Origin of the sequence: Promicromonospora sp. NFX87 (assembly GCF_048564965.1) — a bacterium.
Taxonomy (GTDB): Bacteria; Actinomycetota; Actinomycetes; order Actinomycetales; family Cellulomonadaceae; genus Promicromonospora.
In genome coordinates, this window is record NZ_CP183413.1 from 5,185,000 (window position 1) to 5,206,661 (window position 21,662).

Sequence of the window (21,662 nt, forward strand, 5' to 3'; positions counted from 1 at the left end):
AGGCACTGCGCGCTAGCCTTGCTCAATCGATCTAGCAAGATCGAAGGGCAGCAGCAGAGCGACAGCCGAAGTCGCCTCGTATCGTCCCGTGCCGTCAAAGGAGACACGCATGCACTCACGACCGACGCACCGTGTGAATCGATCACGGGCCTTCTCCCCACACCGCCCGCGGCGCATCGCCGCGGCGCTCGTCGCGGGCGTGCTCGCCGTGAGCGGCGCCCTGGCCGCGACGGGTCCGGCGGCTGCAAGTCCTGGCCTGCCCGCCCACCAGGTGCTGGGCGTCACGCCCGTCACCGAGGTGGGCTCGTACGGCCAGCAGGTGACCAAGGTCGTCGTCGAGTACCCGGCCAGGGTCGACGGCAGGAGGCTCTCGCCGGCGATGTTCCGGGTCGAGGACTCGGGCTACAACTTCCGGTTCGACCCGGCCTCCGAGCTCGGCAACCTCGTGGACCGGGAGATCGCCGACATCTACACGACCGACGACCCGGCACGGCTGCTCGACACGGACCGGCCCCGGCGACCGGGGCGGTACGTCGTGCTGGAGCTGGCCGACGACCCGGACGGCGGCTGGACCGTCATCACGTCGTCGTGCCCGACGTTCCTGTGCTCGGTGCGGGTCAACCCGGACCAGCTCACGCAGGTCACCCAGCTCGCGGACGTCGTGGGTCCGCGCGGCGCCGTCGTCTCCGCGGCCGCGCCGCAGACCCCGCACCGGATCACGGAGGAGTCGATCGACCGCGAGGTCGACCACTTCCGCAGCGGGTCGCTCGTGACCTCGACCGGCGAGCTGCTGTACGGCTACCGGCTGCCCGAGCGCTACGACCCGCGCAAGCGGTACCCGCTCGTCGTCGCGCTGCCGGGCCACGGCATGGGGTACGACGGCCAGAACCGCGGTGTCCAGCTCGCTTCGGACATGCTGGCCCTGGCGTGGACGCAGAGGGAATGGACCCGCACGGGCGAGGACGTCATCGTCGTCGCGCCGCAGAACCGCCGGGTCGGCAAGGCCGTCGAGGGCGCCCAGGTCGTGGAGCTGGTCGAGGACCTCACCGCACGTCTTGCCGTCGACCGGCGGCGTGTCTACGCGACCTCGGTGTCCTACGGGTCGCAGCTGATGTGGGAGGCGTTCTCCACCCGGCCGGACCTGTTCGCCGGTGGCCTGCTCACGGGTGGTTTTCCCGGCGAGGACGACGAGTTCGCGCCGATCGCCGCGGCGGAGGTGCCGATGTGGATCACCCACGGCACCGGCGACCACCTGTTGCCGGTCGCCAACGCGCGCGCGTCGTACGACAAGCTGGTCGCGGCGTACGAGGCCCGCGGCCTGAGCGAGCGGCGCATCGCGCAGCTCGCCCGCTGGACGGAGTACGGCGACGACGCGTTCACCCTGCCGGACCGGCACCTCGCGGCCGCCCCGACGCTCGAGGACCCCGCGACGCTCCGGTGGCTGCTCGCCCAGCGCAAGGACCGCCCCGCCTCGTGAGCCGAGCGGATGACGCAACCCCCGCTCCCGAGGTGGGAACGGGGGTCGCGTCGTCCGGCCCTAACCCTTGACCGCACCCTGCATGAGGGCGGACACGAAGTGGCGCTGGAAGACCAGGAAGACCACCAGCGTCGGGGTCAGGATCAGGAGGGATCCGGCGCACAGCAGCGGGATGTCGGTCCCCCACTGCCCTTGGAACGCCCCCAGCGCACCGGCCATCGTGCGCTTGGTCGGATCGTCGACGAGCACGATCGCCAGCAGGAACTGGTTCCACGTCCACAGGAACAGCAGGATCGCCAGGGAGGACAGGGCGGGCATCGACAGCGGGACGTGGATCCGCGTGAAGAGCTGCCAGGTCGTGGCGCCGTCGATCCGCGCGGCCTCGGAGAGCTCCTCGGGCATGTTGAGGAAGTGGGCCCGCATCCACATCACACCGAACGGCATGTAGAGGCCGATGAGCGGCAGGATGATCGCCCAGCGCGTGTTCAGCAGGCCGAGCTCGCGGATCTGGTAGTACAGCGGCACGACGACGCCCTCGAACGGGAGCGTGAGACCCAGCAGGAAGGCGATGAAGATCGCCTTGTGGCCCGGCGGGCGCAGATGGCCCAGCGAGAACCCGGCCAGCGTGCTGATGAACAGCGCGACGGGGACGACGCCGAGCTCGATCAGCACGCTCGACGCGAGCATGTCCGCCATCCTGGCCGACTGGAACGCCGTGACGAAGTTCGACCAGTGGGCGGTCTCGGGGAGAGCCAGTCCTCCGGGGTAGGTGCCGGGCTCGTGCAGCGCCGTGATGAACAGGCTGACGAACGGGACGATCGTGAACGCCATGAGCAGGACCAGGAGGACCCGGCCGAGCCACGTCTCACGCGCGGAGGTGATCATGACTCCCTCCCCCGGGCGACGCGCTGGAGCGGCAGGACGACTGCCAGGACGAGGAGCATGAGGACGACGGCGAGTGCGGAGGCCTGGCCCACCTCGCGTTCGAAGAAGGCAAGGTAGTAGATCTCCAGACCGGGTACGAGCGTGCTGTTCCCCGGCCCGCCCTGGGTTGATATGTAGATGATGTCGAAGCTCGCGAGCGCGCTGATCACGGTCACGGTCAGGCAGATCCCGAGCTCCTGGCGCACGCTCGGGAGCGTGATGGCGAAGAACTCGCGCACGGGTCCCGCGCCGTCGAGCCGCGCGGCCTCGTACAGCGCCGGGTCGATCTTCGTCATCCCGGCGAGCAGCAGGACCATGCACAGCCCGAGGGACACCCAGGCACCGATGAGGCCGACGGCGGGCAGTGCCGTGTCGAACTCGCCGAGCCAGGCCCGGGTGAGGGATCCGAGCCCGAGCAGGCGCAGGAACTGGTTGACGAGACCGTCGGTGGACATGAGCCAGGTCCACATGATGCCTGCCGCGACCAGGGGGATGACCTGCGGCAGGAACAGCACGACCCGCGCCAGGACCGCGACCCGGGCCGCGGCGAACGAGCGGATGGTCGCCGCTGCAACCAGCCCCAGGGAGACCGGGACGAGGCTGAAGTACACGATCAGCTCGAAGGCATGGAGGATCGGTCCGAACAGCTCGGGATCGGTGAGGATGCGCCCGTAGTTGCCCAGCCCCACCCACGCCGACTCCGAGATGCCGTTCCAGTCGTAGAACGAGTACTGGATCGTGGAGAGGATGGGGCGCAGCACGAACATCGCGTACGCCAGCGCGGCCGGGGCCAGGAGGAGGAGCGCGACCCCGGTCTGGCGCAGGCGCCGCACCCGGATGGCGCGGCGCCTGTCGACCGGTGGTGCCGTGATCGCGGCATCGCGCTCGTCGCGTCCCGGCGTGAGGACGCTCTGCGCTCGTTCGGTCATCGTGGCGCCCTAGCTCCCGATCTGGTTCTCGTAGTCGGCCTGGACGGAGCTCAGCAGGCCGGCGGGGTCCTGTTCGCCCGCGACCAGCTTCTGCAGGTTCGGCGTCCAGCTCTTCGCGTAGATCGAGCCGGTTGCGTTCGCGATGAAGTCCATCGCGCCGTTGTTCTCGCCGACGGCGGCGCCGGCCGCGAGCGTCTGGGCGGTGACCGTGTCGGGGTCGACCTCGGGCATGAAAGCGTCGGTCGGGCCCATCGGGTGCGACCCGCCGATCTCGACGGCGATCGTGCGTGCCTCGTCGTTCGTCGCGATCCAGTCGAGGAAGAACGCCGCACAGTCCGGGTGCTCGGCCTGGGCCGAGATGCCGTAGGTGAGCGGGGCGGACATCGCGCCGAGGCCGCCGCCCTCCTCGACGGGTGGCATGAGGAAGAAGCCGACGTCGCCCGGCATCTGCTCGTCGAGGTTCCCGGACTCCCAGTCGCCGTTGAACATGAACAGGCTGCGCCCCTCGATGAACCGGCTCATCATCATCGAGTAGTCCATCGAGTTGATGTCGTCGGCGAAGTAGCCCGCGTCGACCCAGCCCTGGAGGTGCTCGGCGGCCTCCAGGTTGGCGGGGGTGTCGATCGTGGCCTCGGGCTGCTGATAGATCCAGGAGTTGATCTCGGCCGGGTCGCCGTAGGACGCCATGAGTCCCTGGAGCGGGAACGCGAGACCACCGGTGGCACCACCGTTGAACTGCGCCATCGGGGTGAGCCCTGCGTCCTTGGCCTCCTGCAGGACCGCGTCGAGCTCGCCGAGCGTGGCCGGCGGCTCGTCCATCCCGATCTGTTCCGCGAGGCTCTTGTTGTAGAAGACGCCGGTCATGGAGAAGTTGAGGCCCATGGCGTAGAGCGGCCCGTCGCCGCGCCGGCCGTCGTCATCCACCCGCATCTGCTCGAGCTGCGAGGACGGCCACTGGTCCCAGCCGAACGCCTGCGCGTAGCCGTCGAGGTCGAGCAGGAGCCCGTCCCCGGCCAGCTCCGACATCTGAGGCAGCCGCATGAGGTCCGGCGGGTCGTCGACCAGCACCCGCGGCGCGTTCTGGGTGATGATCGCGAACTGGTCCTCCCGGATGTCGAACGTGACGTTCGGGTGCTGTGCGGTGAACTCCTCGGCGAGCGCCTTGAACAGCGGGAAGCCCGTCTCGATGTAGGAGCTGAGGACCACGTCCTCGGTCCCGCAAGTAGGCGATGAGCCGCCGGACGCGGCCGAGGTCGCAGGACCGCCCGGTCCGTCGGACGTGCCGGCACCCGGTGGCGAGCAGGCCGCGAGCACGAGCGCGGCGCCCAGGCCCAGAGCAGCCGTAGCGGTCAGGCGTGCGCGGATGGTTCCTCGTCGATGAGACACCGTCGTCTTCCCTTCGGTCGGTGCCCGGGCCTCTTCGCCCAAGGCTTGCTAAACCGTCTTAGCACGGCAAATATGGATCCCTCCGGTGATCCCTGTCAAGTACGTCGGCCGGGGCAGGCAACAAGCAGGCGTTACCTTCTTCTGGCTACGTCCTGACTAGGATTCACGCGAGGGAAGGAGGGCCGTGGGGCACAAGAGAGTCACCCTTGCCGATGTCGCCAAGGCTGCGGGCGTGTCGTCGTCGACCGCGTCGCTGGTCATGACGGGCCGCGGACGTGAGCTGCGCATCTCCGAGACCGTGCACACGCGTGTGCGTGCCGTGGCCCAGGAGCTGGGGTATCGGCCCAATGCGGTCTCGGTCGGGCTGCGCAAGGGCACGACCCGAACCCTCGGGTTCGTGTCCGACAGCGTGGCGTCCTCACGCCTCGCCGGAGACATGATCAAGGGCGCCATCGAGGCAGCCCGCGAACAGGGGTTCATGCTCTTCATCAGCGAGACGGGTGGAAAGCCGGCGGAGGAGGCCAAGCTGGTCGAGGCGATGCTCGACCAGCAGGTCGACGGAATCATCCTCGCCTCGACGTTCACCCGGTCGCGGCCGCTGCCCGAGGACATCGACCGCACACCCGTGGTGCTCCTCAACCTCGTGGCGCCTCCTGGCACTGCGATCCCCAGCGTCCTACCGGACGAGGAACGCGCAGGTCGCGAGGCCGCACAGCTCCTTCTGGACGCAGGCCACCGCGAGATACACCTCATCGGCGCCGGTCCCGGTCCGGACGACTGGCCCCCGGTCTCGATCGCCGCGCACCTGCGGCTCAGCGGCATCCTGAGCGCCCTGGAGAACGCAGGCCTCGCGCCCGCCTCCGGGTACGAGGACCCGTCATGGCTGCCCCAGCACGGGTGGGAAGCGGCACAGCAGGTCCTCGCGCGCGACGGCGCCGGCCCGAGAGCCCTCCTGTGCTTCAACGACCGCCTCGCGTTCGGCGCCTATCAGGCAGTCCAGGAAGCGGGCCTGACCATCCCCGACGACGTCTCCGTCGTCTCCTTCGACGACGCGTCCGTAGCCGGATGGCTCCGCCCCGGGCTCACGACCTTCGCGCTGCCCCATCGCGCGCTGGGACGACGAGCCGTCGAGCTGCTGCTGGAGTCGGTCGGGGCCGCCGGAGGCCCGAGACCGTCCGGACCGGACGGTCTCGTCCACCGCCTGCCCATGCCCCTGCGTTCACGAGGTTCCGTGTCCGCACGGGTGGCTGCCCCGTAAGGCAGGTCCCGACCGGGGTTCCTCGACGGGGTTGTCGGGTGTGCGGCGGACAGGTCGAGCGCGATGGCACCACGATGCTCGCCCGACCTACATGCCCGGGAAAGCCGAAGGGCCTGATCAGCATTTCTGCTGATCAGGCCCTTCTTTTGTAGCGGGGGCAGGATTTGAACCTGCGACCTCTGGGTTATGAGCCCAGCGAGCTACCGAGCTGCTCCACCCCGCGTCGGTAACCCCTACTTTACGCACGCCCCGGGGCTGAGTGCAAACCGGGTCGGCCAGTAGAGACGCAGGTCACAAGCGATCGAACCGATGCGGCCGTGGAACGATCATCCTCATGCCGACGGAGCTGAGCGCCACCACCCTGACCGCGGACCGGATCGTCCGTCTCACCGACCAGCTTGCCGCACTCCCCCACCTGCGACCGGACCCCCGCACCAACGCGCTCTTCGGCGAGCTGGTGCAGACGGTCCTCGCGGCGCCCGACCGTCAGGCCCTCGAGATCCTCGCGCACCCGGAGATCAAGGATCGCAAGAACGTCGTCCGCGACCTCTCGGCGCGCGGCGAGACCGCGCTCGAGCACACCTGGGCGGAGCACATCGCGACGGCGCCCGACCCGGCGTCCGCGCTGAGCGAGTTCCCGTATCTCGACAACTATCACCGGCTCACCGCCCTCGAGGTACGCCTGCTGACCCACTCGGGCGGCGCACCGGCGTCCGTCGCCGTGGTCGGCTGCGGGCCGCTCCCCCTGAGCACCGTGGGGTACGCCGACGCGCTCGGCTGCGCCGTCGTCGGCCTGGACCGCGACCCGGTCGCTGTCGCCCTCGCCCGACGGGTCACCACGCGGATCGGTACCCCGCGGGTCCGGTTCGAGCAGGCCGACGCCGCCGACGTCGACCTCGCGGCGCACGACGCGGTGGTGCTCGCCGCGCTGGTCGGGGAGACGCCGTCGGCCAAGGCGGAGATCCTCGCGCGGATGGCCGGCTCGATGCGGCCCGGCACCCTGCTGCTCGCACGGAGCGCGCGCGGCCTGCGTACCCTCCTCTACCCGCCGGTGGACCTGCGTGCCATGCCCGGGTTCGAGGTGCTGGAGGTGGTCCATCCCACCGACGACGTCGTCAACTCGGTGGTGGTGGCCCGCCGGCTCGGCTGAGCATGACGAAGGCTCCCCGGTGCGAGCACCGGGGAGCCTTCGTCATGGTGCGCTCAGAGCGCGGGGGCGGTCAGCCCGCCGAGCTCTGCGCCTCCTCGGCCGCTATCGCGTCCTCAAGCGCCTGCTGCAGGCGGTCCTGCGCCTCGCCGTAGGCGGTCCAGTCACCGTCGCGCTGGGCGGCGTTGGCGTCAGCCATGGCGTCGGCCGCCTCCTGCAGTGCGGCGTCCAGGTCCGACCCGGAGCCACCCGTACCGGCGCCGCCGGTGGGTTCGCTGCTCGGCTCGCCCGACGGCTCGGACGTCGGATCCGTACCCGGTTCGCCCTCACCCGTCGGCGGTGCGGTGGGCGCCTCGTCCTCGGCCGTACCCGCGTCGCCCGCCTCGGCACCCGAGTCACCGCCGAACACCTGGTCCAGCGCCTCGTCGAGCGTGTCGGCGAACCCGATGTCGTCACCGAAGGCGACGAGCACCTTGCGCAGCAGCGGGAACTGCGTGCCACCGGTCGACTGGATGTACACGGGCTGCACGTACAGCAGACCGCCACCGACCGGCAGGGTCAGCTGGTTACCACGCCGCACCGTGGACGCGCCGATCTGCAGGATGTTGAGCTGCTCGGAGATCGTCGGGTTCGAGTCGAAGTTGTTCTGCACCTGGCCGGGGCCGGGCACCGTCGTGTCTCGTGGCAGCTCCAGCAGACGGAGCTTCCCGTAGTCCTCTGCCTTCTTGCCTTCCTCGGTCCCCGCATCGGCGTCCACGGCGAGGAACCCGGTGAGCACCTCACGGTCCGTGTTACCGCCCGGGATGAAGGTGGACGTCAGGGAGAACGACGACTCCTCCTGCCCAGGCATCTTCAGCGTCAGGTAGTACGGCGGCTGCAGCGGCGCGGTGGCCGCGTCCGACACCGGGTCGGCCGGGTTGTTCCAGAAGTCCTGGCCCGAGAAGAACTCGGCGGAGTCCGTCACGTGGTACTGGCTGAGGAGGGTGCGCTGCACCTTGAACAGGTCCTCGGGGTAGCGCACGTGGCTCATCAGGTCGGCGGAGATGTCCGACAGCGGCTTGACCGAACCCGGGAAGACGTTGGTCCAGGCCTTCAGGACCGGGTCCTCGGCGTCCCAGGCGTACAGGTCGACCGAACCGTCGTAGGCGTCGACCGTGGCCTTCACCGAGTTACGGATGTAGTTGACCTCCTCCGGCAGCTCGACCGGAGCGCCGGAGGCGGTGGTGAGCGTGTCCGCGACGGCCTCGTCGAGCGGCGTCGACGTGGAGTAGGGGACGGCGTCGCTGGTCGTGTACGCGTCGACTATCCACTTCACGCGGCCGTCCACGACCGCCGGGTACACCCGGTTGTCGAGGGTGAGCCACGGGGCGACCTTGCTGACGCGCTGCTGCGGGTCACGGTCGTAGAGGATCTGCGACTCGCTCGTCACGCGGTCGGAGAACAGGAGCTGCTCCTCGCCGAACTTCAGCGCGTAGAGCAGCTTGCTCCCGAAGGAGCCGACGTCGGGCCCGGCGTCGCCGGTGAACGTCGTGTTGACCTGACCGCCGTCCTCGGCGTCGTCCGCCTGGTAGTCGAGCTCCCAGGGCTTCGTCCCCTCGGGCGCGCCGACGACGGAGTACGTCTCGGTGCTGGGGCTGAAGTAGATGCGCGGCTCGTACTCGCCCTCCATGTCGGTGATCGCACCCTGCGACGGGATGCCACCCTCGAAGAACGCCGGACGGCCGTCGGGGCCGGGCTGGTTGCCGTACGCGGCGACGACGCCGTAGCCGTGCGTGTACACGGTGTGGTCGTTGACCCAGTTGCGCTGGTCCTGGCCGAGGCCGTCGAGGTTCAGCTCGCGCACCGCGATCACGGTGTCGCGGGACTCCCCGTCGATCTCGTACCGGTCCACGGACAGCGAGTCGTTGAAGTTGTAGTACTGCTTGTTCTGCTGCAGCTGCCGGAACGACGGCGACACGATCTGCGGGTCCAGCAGGCGGATCGAGGCCGCGGTGTCGGCGTCCGCACGCAGCGCACCCTCCTCCGCCTCCGTCGTGGCGTCGTACTGTTCCTTCTCGATGTCGTCGATGTCGAACGCCGTCAGCGTCGCGTCGATGTTGCGCTGGATGTACTCGGCCTCCAGCTCCTGCGCGTTCGGGTTCACCTGGAACCGCTGCACGACGGCGGGGTAGATGCCGCCGATGGCGATGGCGGACACGACCATGAGGCCGACGCCGATCGCCGGCAGGCGCCAGTCGCCACGGAACGCGGTGACGATGAACAGCGCGGCGACGAAGATCGCGACCACGGTGAGGATGCCCTTGGCGGGGATCACCGCGTGCACGTCGGCGTACGAGGCGCCGTCGAACCGGTCGCCCGCGTTCGTCAGGATCGAGTAGCGGTCCAGCCAGTAGTTGGCGGCGATCAGGAGCAGACCGACCGCGCCGATGACGGCGAGGTGGACGCGCGCGGCGGTGGTGGTCCGCGGACCGCCCGCTGCGGCGGGTCCGACCCGCAGGCCCCCGTACAGGTAGTGCGTGACCAGCCCGGCGATACCGGCGATCACCACCACCGAGATGAGGAACCCGACGGTGAACCGCAGCGCGGGCAGCAGGAAGACGAAGAACCCGAGGTCCATGCCGAACTCGGGGTCGGTCTCGCCGAAGGGCTCGCTGTTGAACGCCAGCAGCACCGTCCGCCACTGCGCGGAGGCAGCGACACCGGCGAAGAAGCCGACGAGGACCGGCGCGGCGACCATGACGACCCGGCGCAGCGGCTCGACCGCCTCACGGTACTGGTCGAGCGTCGCCTGCTCGGGGGTGCTCGGTGCGTAGATGGGGCGGGACCGGTAGGCCGCGGTGAACGACCAGAACACGGATCCGGCCATCAGCAGGAACCCGGCGGCGAACAGGGCGGCGCGCATGCCCCACTCGGTCCAGATCACCCGGGAGAACCCGAGCTGACCGAACCACATCACCTCGGTCCAGAACTGGGCTAGGAGAAGCAGGGCTGCGATCACGGCGGCGACCGCGACTATCGCCACCCCCAGCGGACTGCGTCGTCGGGCTCGGGGGGCGCCGCCGGAAGGGCGGCGAGGTGCTGCGGCGAAGGACACGACTGCGTTACCTCACGTCATCAAATGGTTGGGCCGTACCCAGGTGGAACGGCCGGGCTCTGCTCAAGGTTCCCAGCACAAGGTTCCCACATCCTCCAGATGTGCAACACACGGTCAACATCTGCACCGGGAGGTCAGGAACACGTCGGGAGGTCGCTGCTCTCGCCCCGTCCGATCTGCTCGACGGCGTTGCGTGCCTCGGCCAGCGTGGCCACCTTCACGACGTTCAGCCCGGCGGGCACGTTGCCGACCACCTGGGCGCAGTTGTCCGCCGGCGCGAGGAACCACTCGGCGCCGTCGCGGACCGCCCCGTACAGCTTCTGCTCGATGCCCCCGATGGGGCCGACCGTGCCCTCGGGGCTCATCGTCCCGGTGCCGGCGATCACCTTTCCGTTCGCCTCGTCCTCGGCGGTCAGCTTGTCGATGATGCCGAGCGCGAACATGGTGCCCGCGCTGGGCCCGCCGATGTTCTCGATCTCGATGGAGACGTCCACGGGGAAGTCGTACTGCGGGTCGATGAAGACGCCGAGGACCGCCCGCTCGCCGTTGCCCGACGTCGTGATGTCGACGTCCGTCGTGCGCTCGCCCCGCTGGACGCCGAGCGTCACGTCGTCCCCCGGGTTCGTCTCGGCGAGCCCGTCGATGAGGTCGGCATAGGTGCCGACGGGCTCACCCTGGAACTCGACGATCACGTCGCCCTCGGAGAGCTTGCCCTCGGCCCCGGAGCCCGGCTCCGTCCCTGCCACGTCGAGGACGGCGGGCACGTCGTAGCCGAGCTCGGTCAGCGCTGCCGCCGTGGCGGACTCCTGCGAGGACACCATCTCCGCCTGGCTGAGCTCCTTCTGCTGCTCCTGGGTGGTCGCCTCGGGGAAGATCGCCTCCACCGGCAGCACCGAGCGCTTCGGGTCCAGCCAGCCCTGGATCACCTGGCCGGACAGCATCGGATAACCCGGCCCGCCCAGCACGGAGACCGTCGTGAGGCGGAGCTCGCCCGTCGACTCGTACGTACGGGCGCCCTCGATCTGGATCAGGTTGCGCTGCAGCGTGTCCTCGGTGGGCCCCGGCGAGCGCATCGCGTACGGCGTCGGCACCACCAGCGCCACCGCCGCGAGGACCGCGGTGGCCAGCAGCGAGACGCCGAGCGTCACCGTGCGGCGCGAGATCGGGGCGACCGCTGCCGGCACGTCGTCGAAGGGCGACGGGTCGGGCTGCGGGGCGGGCTGGCGGTCGCGCATATCGGTCACCGGACCATCATTCCTCACTTGGCTGAGGTTTCCGTGAAAGCCGCCCGACGGCGACGCGGCGCCCGACCGCACGATGCGACCGCCACGCCGTCCCTCTACGCCAATCCCTACGCCGTCGTGCAAAGATTTTCCACTTGAACGGTGTGTTATACCCCACGTCGCGCCGATAACACGCTACGGTCGTTCCGTGGCCCACGACGCCCTGACGTCCGTGGAGGTGCGCCGGAGCCGCCGTCGCACCGCGACGGTGAGCGCATACCGCGACGGTGGACGGACCATCGTCGCCATTCCCGCGCGCTTCTCTCGGGCTCAGGAACGTGAGTGGGTGGCCAAGATGGTGGCCCGGCTGGAGGACAAGGAACGGCGACGCCGTCCGTCCGACCAAGAACTGATGGACCGCGCCGGCGAGCTCTCCGCCAAGTATCTCGACGGCCAGGCCAAGCCCTCGAGCGTGCGGTGGTCGACGAACCAGGGCCGGCGCTGGGGGTCGTGCACGCTGCTCGACGGGTCCATCCGCATCTCGACCCGCCTCCAGGGCATGCCGTCCTGGGTGCTCGACTACGTGCTGCTCCACGAGCTGGCGCACCTGCTGCACGCGGGCCACGGCCCGGAGTTCTGGAAGATCCTGGAGGTCTACCCCAGGACGGACCGGGCGCGCGGGTTCCTCGAGGGCGCGTCGTTCGCGCAGGACGACCCGGGGGACGTCACGTCCGACGACGAGGACGACTGACCTCAGCGTCCGACCCGTGCGTGGTGAGCTGAGTCAGTCCTCAGCGGAGTCAGTACTCAGCGGAGTCAGTCCTCGCCGAAGATCTCCTTGAGCGCGGCATCGACGTCGGCGTGCTCGTTCTCCGCGGCCTCGCGGCGCACGAGGTAGCTCGACGGGTCGTCGAGGTCCTGCGTGCCCGGCAGCAGATCGGGGTGGTCCCACACGGCGTCGCGCCCCTGCGTGCCCTGGGCGCGGGAGACGATCGCGAACAGGGTCGCCGCGTCGCGCGACCGGCGCGGCCGCAGCTCCAGCCCGACCAGCGTCGAGAACGTCTGCTCGGCCGGTCCGCCCGCGGCGCGCCGGCGCCGGATCATCTCGCGCAGCGGGATGGCGTGCGGCAGGTGCGGCAGGGCGGCGATGGCGCTGACCTCGTCGACCCAGCCCTCCACCAGGGCGAGCGTGGTCTCCAGGTTCAGCAGCACGGCCTTCTGCTCGTCCGTGTTCTGCAGCCCGAACACACCGCCGGACAGGGCGCTGCGCAGGGCGTCGGAGTCGGCCAGGTCGATGTCGCGGACCTGCGCCTCGAGCGCGTCGAGGTCGATGGTGATGCCGCGCGCGTAGCGCTCCACGATCGACAGCAGGTGCGACCGGAGCCACGGGACATGCGTGAACAGCCGGGCGTGCGCGGCCTCGCGGACGGCGAGGAACTGCCGGACCTCCTCCAGCGGGGCGTCCAGACCGTCGGCGAACGCGGCGACGTTGGTGGGCAGCAGCACGGTGTCGGAGCTGTCGAGCAGCGGCAGGCCGACGTCGGTGGCGCCGAACACCTCCTGCGAGAGCGTGCCGGCGGCCTGGCCGACCTGCATGCCGAACACCGCCGAGCCGAGCCGGCGCATCATCTGGGTCGGGTCGATGGAACCGCCGAGCCCGTGCAGGACACCGGCGGGCATTCCGGGGATCGCCTCGCCGTCGTCGATCCCCTCGGGGAGCTGGTCGCGCAGCACCGTGGCCAGCGCCTCCGAGACGGACGAGGCGACGGGCGCCGCCAGCTCGTTCCACACGGGCAGCGTCGCCTCGACCCACTCGGACCGGTTCCACGCGTGCCGCTTCCCGCCGGCGGGCGGCAGGTCGGTGACGGCGTCGAGCCAGAGCTCGGCCACCGTGAGCGCGTCCGTGGCCTCCTTGGCCTGCTTGCCCGTCAGGGACGGGTCGCCCTTGCTGACGGCGACCTGCCGCGCGACGTCGTGCGCGACGTCGGCGTTGACCGGTCCGGCGCCCTCGGCCGAGAGCATCTTCTGCACCTGGGCCAGCGCGTACTGCATCATCACGGGGTCGGGTGGTCCGCCGAGCGCGGTCGGGTCGATGCCGCGCTCGCGCATCTCGGCCATCACTTCGTCTGCGCCGTCGCCGAGCATCGAGCGCAGCATCTCCTCCCACGACTGGGGGGTATCGCCGGGCTGGTGCTGGTCGCTCATAGGGTCACCGTAACCGGGTCGGCAAGCTCTGCGCCGTCCATTTGGCTCTGGGCGCACACGGGAACTTCCGGCCCGGGCGCTGCTTTGGATATACCTCTGGAACTGTGGACGAGGGTCGGGGACGCGCGACGCCGTCGTGCATGGTTGTCGCCATGAAGCCCCCTTCCCTGCTCCGCCTGCGGCCAGGCACACCGGTGCTCAGTCGCGGCGGCGGCCAGGTGCAGTGCGGTTCGGACCCGCGCTGGTCGTTCGTGCTGAGCGGGCTCACGCCCGCCGAGGAGACGTGGCTGGAGGAGATCGCCGAGCGGCGGCACGTGACCGTCGAGCAGTCGGCCGCGCGGTGCGGTGTTCCCGCCGAGCGGCGCGACGAGATCATGACCGCCCTGTTCCGGGCGGGCGTGCTGGTCCCGGTGCCGGCGGCCGTCGGCGCGGTGACGGCTCCGGCGGACGGCGCCGCGGACGCGACGGTGCTCGGCATGCTGCGGCCCGACGGCGCGGGGCTCGCGACCCTGGCCGACCGCGCACGGCGGGTGGTCGGCGTGGTCGGGCTCGGGCGGCTGGGCACGGCGGTGGCGCTGCACCTGGCGACGGCGGGCGTCGGCGGGCTGCTGCTGCACGACCCGCTGCCGGTGCAGGTCACCGACGTCGGCCTGGGCGGCCTGCGGACGGTCGACGTCGGGCAGGCGCGGGACGACGCCGTCCGGTCCCTGCTGGCGGAACGCTCCCCGCGGACGACGGTGCGGGTCGACGACACCAGGACGGGCGGGACAGGGCTCGACCCGACGACCCTCGACGTGGTGGTCGTCACCGAGCCGCACGCCGCGCACCCGGCGCGGTACCAGCGGCTGCTCGGCCTCGGGGTACCGCACCTGCCGGTGGTGGTACGGGAGGCGGACGTGGTGGTCGGGCCGTTCGTCCGGCCCGGCCGGTCGGCGTGCGTGGCGTGCGTGGACCTGGCCCGCGCCGACGCCGACCGGGAGTGGCCCGCGCTGGCCACCCAGCTGCGCGAGGTGGCGGAGCCGACGCAGGAGGCGACGCTCGCCGCGGTGGCAGCGGCGACGGCCGCGGGCCAGGTGCTCGCCCAGCTGGACGGACACCGGCCCGCGGCCGTCGGTGCATGCCTGGAGATCTCGCTCCCGGCGGGGCTCCCCCGCGTCCGGCCGGCGGAGCCGCACCCGCGCTGCGGGTGCGTGGTCCTGCCTGTTTGAGCCGGACGCCTTACGTCCTGACTCCTAGCGTTGAGTGCGGGATATTCGCCCGACCAATGGCCGTTGGCCGGGCGAATATCACGCACTCAACGCTGCGGTCGGTCAGGCCGCTGCGACGTTCTCGGACTTGCGCGGCCGTCCCCGGCCACGCTTGCGGGCGACAACGGCGCCGTCGACGAAGACCTCGCCGCCCCAGACGCCCCAGGGCTCGTTCCGCTCGAGGGCGCCGGCGAGGCAGCCCTCGATCAGGGGGCAGGTGCGGCACAGTGCCTTGGCCTGCTCCACCTGAGTGCTGTGCTCGGCGAACCACAGCTCCGGGTCGTTGGTACGGCACGGCAGCAGTGTGTCCATTAGCCGGTTGAACTCCGCCGAGTCCGAACCGATCCCGCTCGTGACGGGGTGTTGAGGTGGGTCCCAGGGGCCCGAACCGCCCTGGGGAAGAGTGTCGAGGAGCGCAGTGAGGCGCACGGTTGTCTCCTGTGTCCTGTAAAGAGAACGTCGTCGATGAACGTCTGGGGGAACAGGACCCCGGGCTAGATCTCGGCCGGCCGGCCCTGGCGGGGCCGGGTCTCCGGGCAAGAATTAAGGCCGCGGGTCCTAGATGGACTCCGCGGCCTGGATGACTCGGTCGTCAGACCGGCGAGTCTCCTGGAGATGCGGAGTCGGGTGCGAGAGCGGACGGCTTGTTGCCTCCGCGGTGAGTGCGCGCGCGGAAAGGCAGAGCTGCGCCGATTGCCTGAACGGGCTCGTTGCCGAGCACGTACTTGCACGCGTGCAGATCCGTCTGCGGAATCATGTTCATCTCCAAGACACCCACCTCCTCACTCGAATCCGGGCCAGACCTTAAGGTCTCACCCACTGCCGTCAGGGACATGTGAACACTATGCCGGGGCACCGGGGCGAGCCAACTCTTTTTCCAAACTTTCTTGAGAAGTTTTTCGCCGGTCCCGGAACGGCCCACTCTGCAGCCATTCCGGAGCCTCCGAACCACTCGAAAGTTCCCCTCGCCGGACCACCCGAGAGACCACGACGGGCCGCTCAGGTGCTCGGCGCGCTCGCCACTATCGCGAGGATCGTGGCGCCGTACCTGTCGATCTTCGCCGGACCTATCCCGTCCACGCGAGCAAGTTCGGCTATGGCCGAAGGTCGGATCTCCGCGATGGCCGCCAGCGTCGCGTCGGTGAGCACCGTGTAGGCGGGCTTGTCCGTCTCGCGGGCTACCTCGAGGCGCCAGTCGCGCAGGGCGTCGAAGAGCGCGACGTCGTGCTCGCCGGTCAGTAGCGTCCGGGCCTGGCCCTTCGTCGTGGTGCGTGCCCTGGGCGAGCGCGGCTCCTCCGGCCACAGCCCGTCGAGGAACCTGGTGCGCTTGCGCGTGGACCGGCCGCCCGGGTTCCGCGCCCGCCCGAACGACACCTCCAGGTGCTCGCGCGCGCGGGTGATCCCGACGTACAGCAGCCGGCGCTCCTCGTGGACGGCGTCGTCGGACTCCGCCAGCGAGATGGGCATCAGCCCCTCGCTCATGCCGGCGAGGAAGACGGCGTCCCACTCCAGGCCCTTGGCCGCGTGCAGCGAGGCGAGCGTGACGCCCTCGACCGTCGGCGCGTGCTGCGCCGCGGCGCGCTCGTCGAGCTCGGCGACGAGCAGTGCGACCGTCGCGGGGCTCTCGGGGGTCGCGGCGGCGGCCAGGTCGTCCGCGAGCGAGACGAGCGCCTGCATGGCGTCCCAGCGCTCCCGGGCGGCGCCGCGCGCTGTGGGCGGCTGATCGGCCCACCCGGCGGTGGCGAGGATGTCGCGTACCTGGTCCGGCATCGGGAGCTCCGGGTCGGCCGAGCGGGCGGCGCCGCGCAGCAGCACTATCGCGTCGCGTACCTCCTTGCGCTGGAAGAACCGCTGCCCGCCGCGCACCAGGTAACCCACCCCGGCGTCGGCGAACGCGGCCTCGAACGCCTCGGACTGCGAGTTGGTCCGGTACAGCACGGCGATCTCGCTCGGCTTCACGCCCGACTGGATCAGGCGGGCCGCCCTGCCGGCAATGCCCTTGGCCTCGGCCTCGTCGTCGTCGTACGCCGTGAAGGAGACCGGCGGGCCCGGCTTGCGCTGCGCGACGAGCTCCAGCGCCTGGTGCGCCCCGCCTCCGCGGCCGGCGCGCTTGAGCACCTCGTTGGCGAGGTTCACCACCTGCGGCGTGGAGCGGTAGTCACGCACGAGCCGGATCTCCTGCGCCTCGGGGTACGTCCGCCGGAACTCCAGGAGGTGGCGCGGCGAGGCGCCGGTGAACGAGTAGATGGTCTGCGACGGGTCACCCACGACGCACAGCTCCTTGCGCCCGCCGAGCCACTGGTCCAGCAGGAACTGCTGCAGCGGCGAGACGTCCTGGTACTCGTCCACGACGAAGCGCCGGTACTGCGAGCGCACCTCGTCCGCCACGATCTTGTGGCTGTTCAGCATGTCCCCGAGCATGAGGAGCACGTCCTCGAAGTCGATGACCTCGCGTTCCGTCTTCACGTCCTCGTACGCCGTGATGAGGCGCGACACCGTCTGCGGGTCGTAGCCCGACGGCGCCTCCCGGCCGGTCGCGAGCAGCGCCTTCTCGTAGTCGTCGGCGGTGATGAGCGAGACCTTCGCCCACTCGACCTCGCTGCTCAGGTCGCGGACGGCGACGCGGTCCACGCTCAGGCCGAGCCGGCGGGCCGCCTCGGCGATGATCTGCGCCTTGTGCTCCACCAGCCGGGGCGGGGCGCCGCCCACCACGCGCGGCCAGAAGTACCCGAGCTGCCGCAGCGCCGCGGCGTGGAACGTGCGGGCCTGCACGCCCTGGACGCCGAGCTCCCGCAGCCGCGTGCGCATCTCCCCCGCCGCACGGGCCGTGAACGTCACCGCCAGCACGCTGGTCGGCGCGTACACGCCGATGCGCACCCCGTAGGCGATGCGGTGGGTGATGGCGCGCGTCTTGCCCGTGCCCGCACCCGCGAGCACCATGACCGGCCCGTTGAGCGCGAGCGCCACCTCGCGCTGCTCGGGGTCGAGAGCGGTCAGGATGTCGTCGGGGCTCATCGGTCCAGGATGATTCGGACCGGCAGCGGAGTTGGTCTGGGTGAGCATCGTCTGCGATTCTCGCAGCACCCACTGACAAGGAGTACTGATGTCCGATACGGCCACGTCGAACCACCCGCCCGTCCCGGCGGACGGCACGGTCCTGATGTACTCGACCACCTGGTGCGGGTACTGCCGTCGGCTGCGTACGCAGCTCGACTCGGAGGGCATCGGCTACACGGTCATCGACATCGAGGACCAGCCCGAGGCCGCCGCCTACGTGGAGCAGGTCAACGGCGGGAACCAGACGGTTCCCACGGTGGTCTACCCGGACGGTTCGGCGGCGACCAACCCGAGCCTCGCAGACGTCCGGCTGGCGCTGGCGAACTAGACCCCGGTCACCTGGCGGCCTGCCAGCCGCCCCCGGGCAGGTCTTCTATACGGCTGCCGTACCAGTCCTCGATCAGGGAGCGGGCGATCGAGGCGCGCCCTGGCAGGCCCAGCTCGCCGTCGGCCACCGCGGCGGCCATCTCCGCGCGGGTGAACCAGTCCGCCTCGGCGATCTCGTCCTCCTGCCGCACCAGGCGCGTCGTGGTCGCCCGGGCCCGGAAGCCGAGCATGAGTGACGCCGGCAGCGGCCAGGACTGGCTGCCGCGGTACTCGACGGTCCCGGGGTCGACGACGACCCCCACCTCCTCCATCGTCTCGCGCACCACTGCCTGCTCGAGCCCCTCGCCCGGCTCCACGAAGCCGGCCAGCACCGACCGCCGGCCCGGTCCCCACTGCGGGCCACGGGCCAGGAGCAGCCTGTCGTCGGCGTCGGTGACCGCCATGATCACCGCGGGGTCGGTGCGCGGGAACTGGTTCGTGCCGTCCTTCGGGCAGTGCTGGACCCAGCCGCCCTGGACGACCTCGGTCCGTGTGCCGCACCGGGGGCAGTGGGTGTGCACGGCATGCCACTGGGCCAGAGCGATGGCCTCGACGACGAGCCCCTGCTCCAGGTCCGGCTCGTCGAGGGCCCGCAGGCCCGCCCAGTCGACGTCGAGCCCGGGCTCCGCCTCGGCGTCGGCCAGGACCGCGGCGAGGTAGGCCACGCCGTCCGCCTCCCCGAGGAAGAGGTGCAGGCCGACGGCGAGGTGCGCGACGTCGTCGGGCGCGAAGAGCGCCACCCCCTGACCGGTCATCGCCACCCGGTTCCCACGGACGACCAGCACCTGGGTGCCGCGCTCCTTGAGGAGGTCGCCGACGAGGCCGGGTTCGTCGCGGCGGTGGGCGGCGCGGTAGTGGGCGGCACGCGCGAACGGGAGGTCGAGAGCTGGCACAGGGTCGACAGTAGTCGGCCGTCCTGGCGCCCGGACGACGGCCGCTCGAGCGCCCGCCACCGGAACCCACCCGGATCTTGCCACGCAAGACTTGTTTCGCAAGACTTGTATTGCAAGACTTGTATTGCACGTCTTGCTACGCAAGGTTACAGTTCTCAACATGACCGAAGAGCGCATCGCAACGAACCTCCGTAAGGGAGTGCTCGAGTACTGCGTGCTCGCGCTGCTCTCCCGCGGTGAGAAGTACGGCCTCGAGCTGGCCGACGACCTCACCGCACGCGGGCTCATCGCAAGCGAGGGCAGCCTCTACCCGCTGCTGGCCCGCATGCGTGAGAACGGACTGGTCGAGCCTCGATGGGACTCGTCCGGCACCGCCCGCCCCCGTCGCTACTACGCCATCACCGATGACGGCACCAAGCAGCTCGCCGCGTTCGCGCAGGTCTGGACGTCGGTCGCCACGCAGGTCAACGCACTGCTGGAGGGATCACGATGACTGAGAACACGACAACCGCCGAGAACACCACGACGACCGAGAGGACCGCGATGAACGCGAACACCGAGGGCGCCTACCTGCGTGACGTGGGCAAGCGCCTGCGCGCGCTCACCCCTGAACAGCGCGAAGCGGTGCTCGACGACGTCCGGGCCCACTTCGCGGAGGCCGAGGACGCCGGGCGAACTCCCGAGCAGGCCGCCGAGAGCCTCGGCGACCCCGCGCAGTTCACCGCACGGGTGCGGGACGAGCTGGGCCACGAGCCCGGCCGGACCGACCGGATGAGCCGCATCCTGCTGTGGCTGGCGACCGGTGTCGGGGTCTTCGCCGCGATGTTCGTCTCCTTCTGGCAGCCGGACAACTCCCTCCAGGTGCCGAACACCCAGTTCGAGGCGCACGGCTTCGGGATCGTGCTCTTGAATCTGGCCCCTGCGCTGATCGCCGCGCTCCCGAACTTCGCCTCCGCGCGTGCCCGCACCCTCTTCACCGCCGCGGTGGCGATCATGCTGTCGGTCGTGAGCTTCGTCTTCCCCGAGGGCTGGGCCTTCGCCCCCACGGCCTGGCTCGCGTGGGCCGCGCTCGTCGTACCGGTCATCGCCCGCAACGGACCGCCTGCCGTCGGCTGGCGCATCACCGGCGGAGTGCTCGCCCTCCTGCCCATGGCCTTTGGTATCGGCGGAGCGCTCGTCGGCAGCTGGGGCCTGGAGCTCGACTACGTCCTCTACACCGTCGCGATCGCCGTTCTCGGCGTGCTGATGGCCCTCGGCAAGCCCTGGGCCGGCGTCGTTCTGGCCCTGCTCGGCGTCGCCGCGCTGGTGAGCTCCGCGCTCTATCCGGGAATGCTCACCTCTGCCGTCTGGTGGGCAGGCGGGTTGTTCATCACCCTCGGCGCGAGCCAGGCCCTCGTGCACGCCCGACCGCGGACGCCCGCGCGGGCGTAGCACCCGCCGGGCCCAGAAGGGTGGTGTGTCCCCGTTGGAGCGGGGACACACCACCGCGCTGTGCCATGGCACGCGAACACTGCAATACGGTTGAGCACGTGTCCCGCACGCCCCTCGCTCTCGCCGCCCTCTCCACCGCCGCCGTACCTGGACTCGACGCCCAGTCGGTGCGCGTCGGCGAGCTCGCGGGCGACTACGACGTCGCGGTCGTCACGGGGCAGGACGACCAGGAGTGGGTGGTCCGCGCGCCACGCAGCACCGTGGCCGGCGCGGCGCTCGAGGCCGAGATCGAGCTGCTGGACGCCCTTCGCCTGTACATCGACACGGGCGTGCTCCCGTTCGTCGTGCCGCAGGTCGCGGGTTACGCGCTGCTGCCGGAGGGCGGCCGGGCCGTCGTGCACCGGCGGATCATCGGCAGCACCCTCGACGTCGAGGCGCTGGAGCCGGGCCCCGGCCTGGCGGCAGACCTGGGCCGGGCGATCGCCGCGATCCACGAGCTGCCGACGTCGGTCGTGGAGACCTGCGGCCTGCCCAGCTACACCGCGTCCGAGTACCGCGAGCGTCGGCTCACCGAGGTGGACGAGGCCGCGCGGACCGGCCGGATCCCGCCCACCCTGCTGCGGCGCTGGGAGGCGGCGCTCGAGGACGTCTCCCTCTGGAAGTTCAAGCCGGTCGTCGCGCACGGCGACCTGGCGCCCGACCAGCTGCTCGTGGACCGGCAGCGGGTCGTCGCGATCTCGGGCTGGGCGGAGGCCCGTGTGGCCGACCCCGCCGACGACCTCGCGTGGCTCATCGCGGCGGCTCCGCTCGAAGCGGTCGACTCGATCATGGAGGCGTACCAGCTGCGCCGCACCGAGCTGAGCGACTCCCGCCTGGCCGAGCGCGCGATGCTCGTGGGTGAGCTGGCGCTCGCGCGGTGGCTGCTGCACGGCGTGCGGCACCGGCTGCCCGAGGTGGTCGAGGACGCGACCTCGATGCTGGAGGACCTGGACGAGGCGACGCTCGAAGAGGGCGCGTAGCCACTC

Annotated in this window: 18 protein-coding genes and 1 tRNA gene; 9 read left to right on the top strand and 10 right to left on the bottom strand. The window is 70.8% G+C overall.

All coding sequences use genetic code 11. The features are described from left to right. Nucleotides 1-109 precede the first annotated feature (109 nt). Nucleotides 110-1,477 (top strand): hypothetical protein, encoded by a 1,368-nt coding sequence (locus ACNYC2_RS23310; protein ID WP_419704069.1) that lies wholly within the window; start codon nt 110-112, stop codon nt 1,475-1,477. A gap of 60 nt (nt 1,478-1,537) precedes the next feature. Here ACNYC2_RS23310 and ACNYC2_RS23315 read toward each other — a convergent pair whose 3' ends face one another. The 3 genes from ACNYC2_RS23315 to ACNYC2_RS23325 are packed head-to-tail and all read right to left on the bottom strand — an operon-like array spanning nt 1,538 to nt 4,716. Continuing rightward, nucleotides 1,538-2,362 (bottom strand): carbohydrate ABC transporter permease, encoded by an 825-nt coding sequence (locus ACNYC2_RS23315; protein ID WP_419704070.1) that lies wholly within the window; start codon nt 2,360-2,362, stop codon nt 1,538-1,540. Next, the gene (locus tag ACNYC2_RS23320; protein WP_419704071.1) at nt 2,359-3,330 is read right to left on the bottom strand and encodes a carbohydrate ABC transporter permease; all 972 of its coding nucleotides are present in this window, start codon (nt 3,328-3,330) and stop codon (nt 2,359-2,361) included. Before ACNYC2_RS23320 ends, ACNYC2_RS23315 begins: the two co-directional genes overlap by 4 nt. 9 nt (nt 3,331-3,339) lie before the next feature. Continuing rightward, on the bottom strand, nt 3,340-4,716 hold the full coding sequence (locus ACNYC2_RS23325) for an ABC transporter substrate-binding protein (protein WP_419704072.1): 1,377 nt from the start codon (nt 4,714-4,716) through the stop codon (nt 3,340-3,342). A gap of 184 nt (nt 4,717-4,900) precedes the next feature. Here ACNYC2_RS23325 and ACNYC2_RS23330 point away from each other — a divergent pair, with 184 nt between their 5' ends. Beyond that, nucleotides 4,901-5,974 (top strand): LacI family DNA-binding transcriptional regulator, encoded by a 1,074-nt coding sequence (locus ACNYC2_RS23330; protein ID WP_419704073.1) that lies wholly within the window; start codon nt 4,901-4,903, stop codon nt 5,972-5,974. A gap of 149 nt (nt 5,975-6,123) precedes the next feature. Here ACNYC2_RS23330 and ACNYC2_RS23335 read toward each other — a convergent pair. After that, a tRNA-Met gene (locus ACNYC2_RS23335) sits at nt 6,124-6,197 on the bottom strand. A 111-nt stretch (nt 6,198-6,308) separates the two neighbouring features. Here ACNYC2_RS23335 and ACNYC2_RS23340 point away from each other — a divergent pair. Continuing rightward, entirely contained in the window at nt 6,309-7,124 is an 816-nt protein-coding gene (locus ACNYC2_RS23340; RefSeq protein ID WP_419704074.1) for a nicotianamine synthase family protein, read from the top strand. A 70-nt stretch (nt 7,125-7,194) separates the two neighbouring features. On the opposite strand, the gene ACNYC2_RS23345 is transcribed toward ACNYC2_RS23340, so the two are convergent. Together ACNYC2_RS23345 and ACNYC2_RS23350 are read right to left on the bottom strand one after the other, a co-directional pair. Next, on the bottom strand, nt 7,195-10,215 hold the full coding sequence (locus ACNYC2_RS23345; RefSeq protein ID WP_419704075.1) for a UPF0182 family protein: 3,021 nt from the start codon (nt 10,213-10,215) through the stop codon (nt 7,195-7,197). Between the two features lie 134 nt (nt 10,216-10,349). Continuing rightward, on the bottom strand, nt 10,350-11,450 hold the full coding sequence (locus ACNYC2_RS23350; protein ID WP_419707892.1) for a PDZ domain-containing protein: 1,101 nt from the start codon (nt 11,448-11,450) through the stop codon (nt 10,350-10,352). Nucleotides 11,451-11,646: 196 nt separating this feature from the next. Between ACNYC2_RS23350 and ACNYC2_RS23355 the strand changes: the two genes are divergently transcribed. Then, nucleotides 11,647-12,189, top strand: coding sequence for a M48 family metallopeptidase (locus ACNYC2_RS23355; RefSeq protein ID WP_419704076.1), 543 nt, complete (start codon nt 11,647-11,649; stop codon nt 12,187-12,189). Nucleotides 12,190-12,254: 65 nt separating this feature from the next. On the opposite strand, the gene ACNYC2_RS23360 is transcribed toward ACNYC2_RS23355, so the two are convergent. Continuing rightward, on the bottom strand, nt 12,255-13,643 hold the full coding sequence (locus ACNYC2_RS23360; protein ID WP_419704077.1) for a zinc-dependent metalloprotease: 1,389 nt from the start codon (nt 13,641-13,643) through the stop codon (nt 12,255-12,257). 152 nt (nt 13,644-13,795) lie between these two features. On the opposite strand from ACNYC2_RS23360, the gene ACNYC2_RS23365 reads away from it, so the two are divergent. Next, a complete protein-coding gene (locus tag ACNYC2_RS23365; RefSeq protein WP_419704078.1) occupies nt 13,796-14,851 on the top strand; it encodes a ThiF family adenylyltransferase in 1,056 nt (351 codons plus the stop codon). Between the two features lie 102 nt (nt 14,852-14,953). On the opposite strand, the gene ACNYC2_RS23370 is transcribed toward ACNYC2_RS23365, so the two are convergent. Both ACNYC2_RS23370 and ACNYC2_RS23375 read right to left on the bottom strand, forming a co-directional pair. After that, nucleotides 14,954-15,319 carry a WhiB family transcriptional regulator gene (locus ACNYC2_RS23370; RefSeq protein WP_116673785.1) on the bottom strand — a complete coding sequence of 122 codons (366 nt, stop codon included), beginning with the start codon at nt 15,317-15,319 and terminating at the stop codon, nt 14,954-14,956. A gap of 570 nt (nt 15,320-15,889) precedes the next feature. Further along, complete coding sequence (locus tag ACNYC2_RS23375; protein WP_419704079.1) at nt 15,890-17,905, bottom strand: ATP-dependent helicase; 2,016 nt, start codon at nt 17,903-17,905, stop codon at nt 15,890-15,892. An 88-nt stretch (nt 17,906-17,993) separates the two neighbouring features. On the opposite strand from ACNYC2_RS23375, the gene ACNYC2_RS23380 reads away from it, so the two are divergent. After that, nucleotides 17,994-18,275 carry a mycoredoxin gene (locus ACNYC2_RS23380; protein WP_419704080.1) on the top strand — a complete coding sequence of 94 codons (282 nt, stop codon included), beginning with the start codon at nt 17,994-17,996 and terminating at the stop codon, nt 18,273-18,275. A 7-nt stretch (nt 18,276-18,282) separates the two neighbouring features. On the opposite strand, the gene nudC is transcribed toward ACNYC2_RS23380, so the two are convergent. Continuing rightward, entirely contained in the window at nt 18,283-19,206 is a 924-nt protein-coding gene (gene nudC, locus ACNYC2_RS23385; protein ID WP_419704081.1) for an NAD(+) diphosphatase, read from the bottom strand. Between the two features lie 160 nt (nt 19,207-19,366). Between nudC and ACNYC2_RS23390 the strand changes: the two genes are divergently transcribed. The 3 genes from ACNYC2_RS23390 (at nt 19,367) to ACNYC2_RS23400 (ending at nt 21,656) form a co-directional block, all read left to right on the top strand. Further along, a complete protein-coding gene (locus ACNYC2_RS23390; protein ID WP_419704082.1) occupies nt 19,367-19,699 on the top strand; it encodes a PadR family transcriptional regulator in 333 nt (110 codons plus the stop codon). Beyond that, nucleotides 19,696-20,637, top strand: a complete 942-nt coding sequence (locus tag ACNYC2_RS23395) for an HAAS signaling domain-containing protein (protein WP_419704083.1) — start codon at nt 19,696-19,698, stop codon at nt 20,635-20,637. Before ACNYC2_RS23390 ends, ACNYC2_RS23395 begins: the two co-directional genes overlap by 4 nt. A 98-nt stretch (nt 20,638-20,735) precedes the next feature. Next, nucleotides 20,736-21,656, top strand: a complete 921-nt coding sequence (locus ACNYC2_RS23400; protein WP_377139029.1) for a phosphotransferase — start codon at nt 20,736-20,738, stop codon at nt 21,654-21,656. Nucleotides 21,657-21,662 lie beyond the last annotated feature (6 nt).

Coding starts and splice junctions, on each gene's coding strand:
- ACNYC2_RS23350 (WP_419707892.1), bottom strand. CDS start 11,450: ATGCGCGACCGCCAGCCCGCCCCGCAGCCCGACCCGTCGCCCTTCGAC.
- ACNYC2_RS23320 (WP_419704071.1), bottom strand. CDS start 3,330: ATGACCGAACGAGCGCAGAGCGTCCTCACGCCGGGACGCGACGAGCGC.
- ACNYC2_RS23380 (WP_419704080.1), top strand. CDS start 17,994: ATGTCCGATACGGCCACGTCGAACCACCCGCCCGTCCCGGCGGACGGC.
- ACNYC2_RS23310 (WP_419704069.1), top strand. CDS start 110: ATGCACTCACGACCGACGCACCGTGTGAATCGATCACGGGCCTTCTCC.
- ACNYC2_RS23375 (WP_419704079.1), bottom strand. CDS start 17,905: ATGAGCCCCGACGACATCCTGACCGCTCTCGACCCCGAGCAGCGCGAG.
- ACNYC2_RS23395 (WP_419704083.1), top strand. CDS start 19,696: ATGACTGAGAACACGACAACCGCCGAGAACACCACGACGACCGAGAGG.
- ACNYC2_RS23390 (WP_419704082.1), top strand. CDS start 19,367: ATGACCGAAGAGCGCATCGCAACGAACCTCCGTAAGGGAGTGCTCGAG.
- ACNYC2_RS23315 (WP_419704070.1), bottom strand. CDS start 2,362: ATGATCACCTCCGCGCGTGAGACGTGGCTCGGCCGGGTCCTCCTGGTC.
- ACNYC2_RS23340 (WP_419704074.1), top strand. CDS start 6,309: ATGCCGACGGAGCTGAGCGCCACCACCCTGACCGCGGACCGGATCGTC.
- ACNYC2_RS23365 (WP_419704078.1), top strand. CDS start 13,796: ATGAAGCCCCCTTCCCTGCTCCGCCTGCGGCCAGGCACACCGGTGCTC.
- ACNYC2_RS23360 (WP_419704077.1), bottom strand. CDS start 13,643: ATGAGCGACCAGCACCAGCCCGGCGATACCCCCCAGTCGTGGGAGGAG.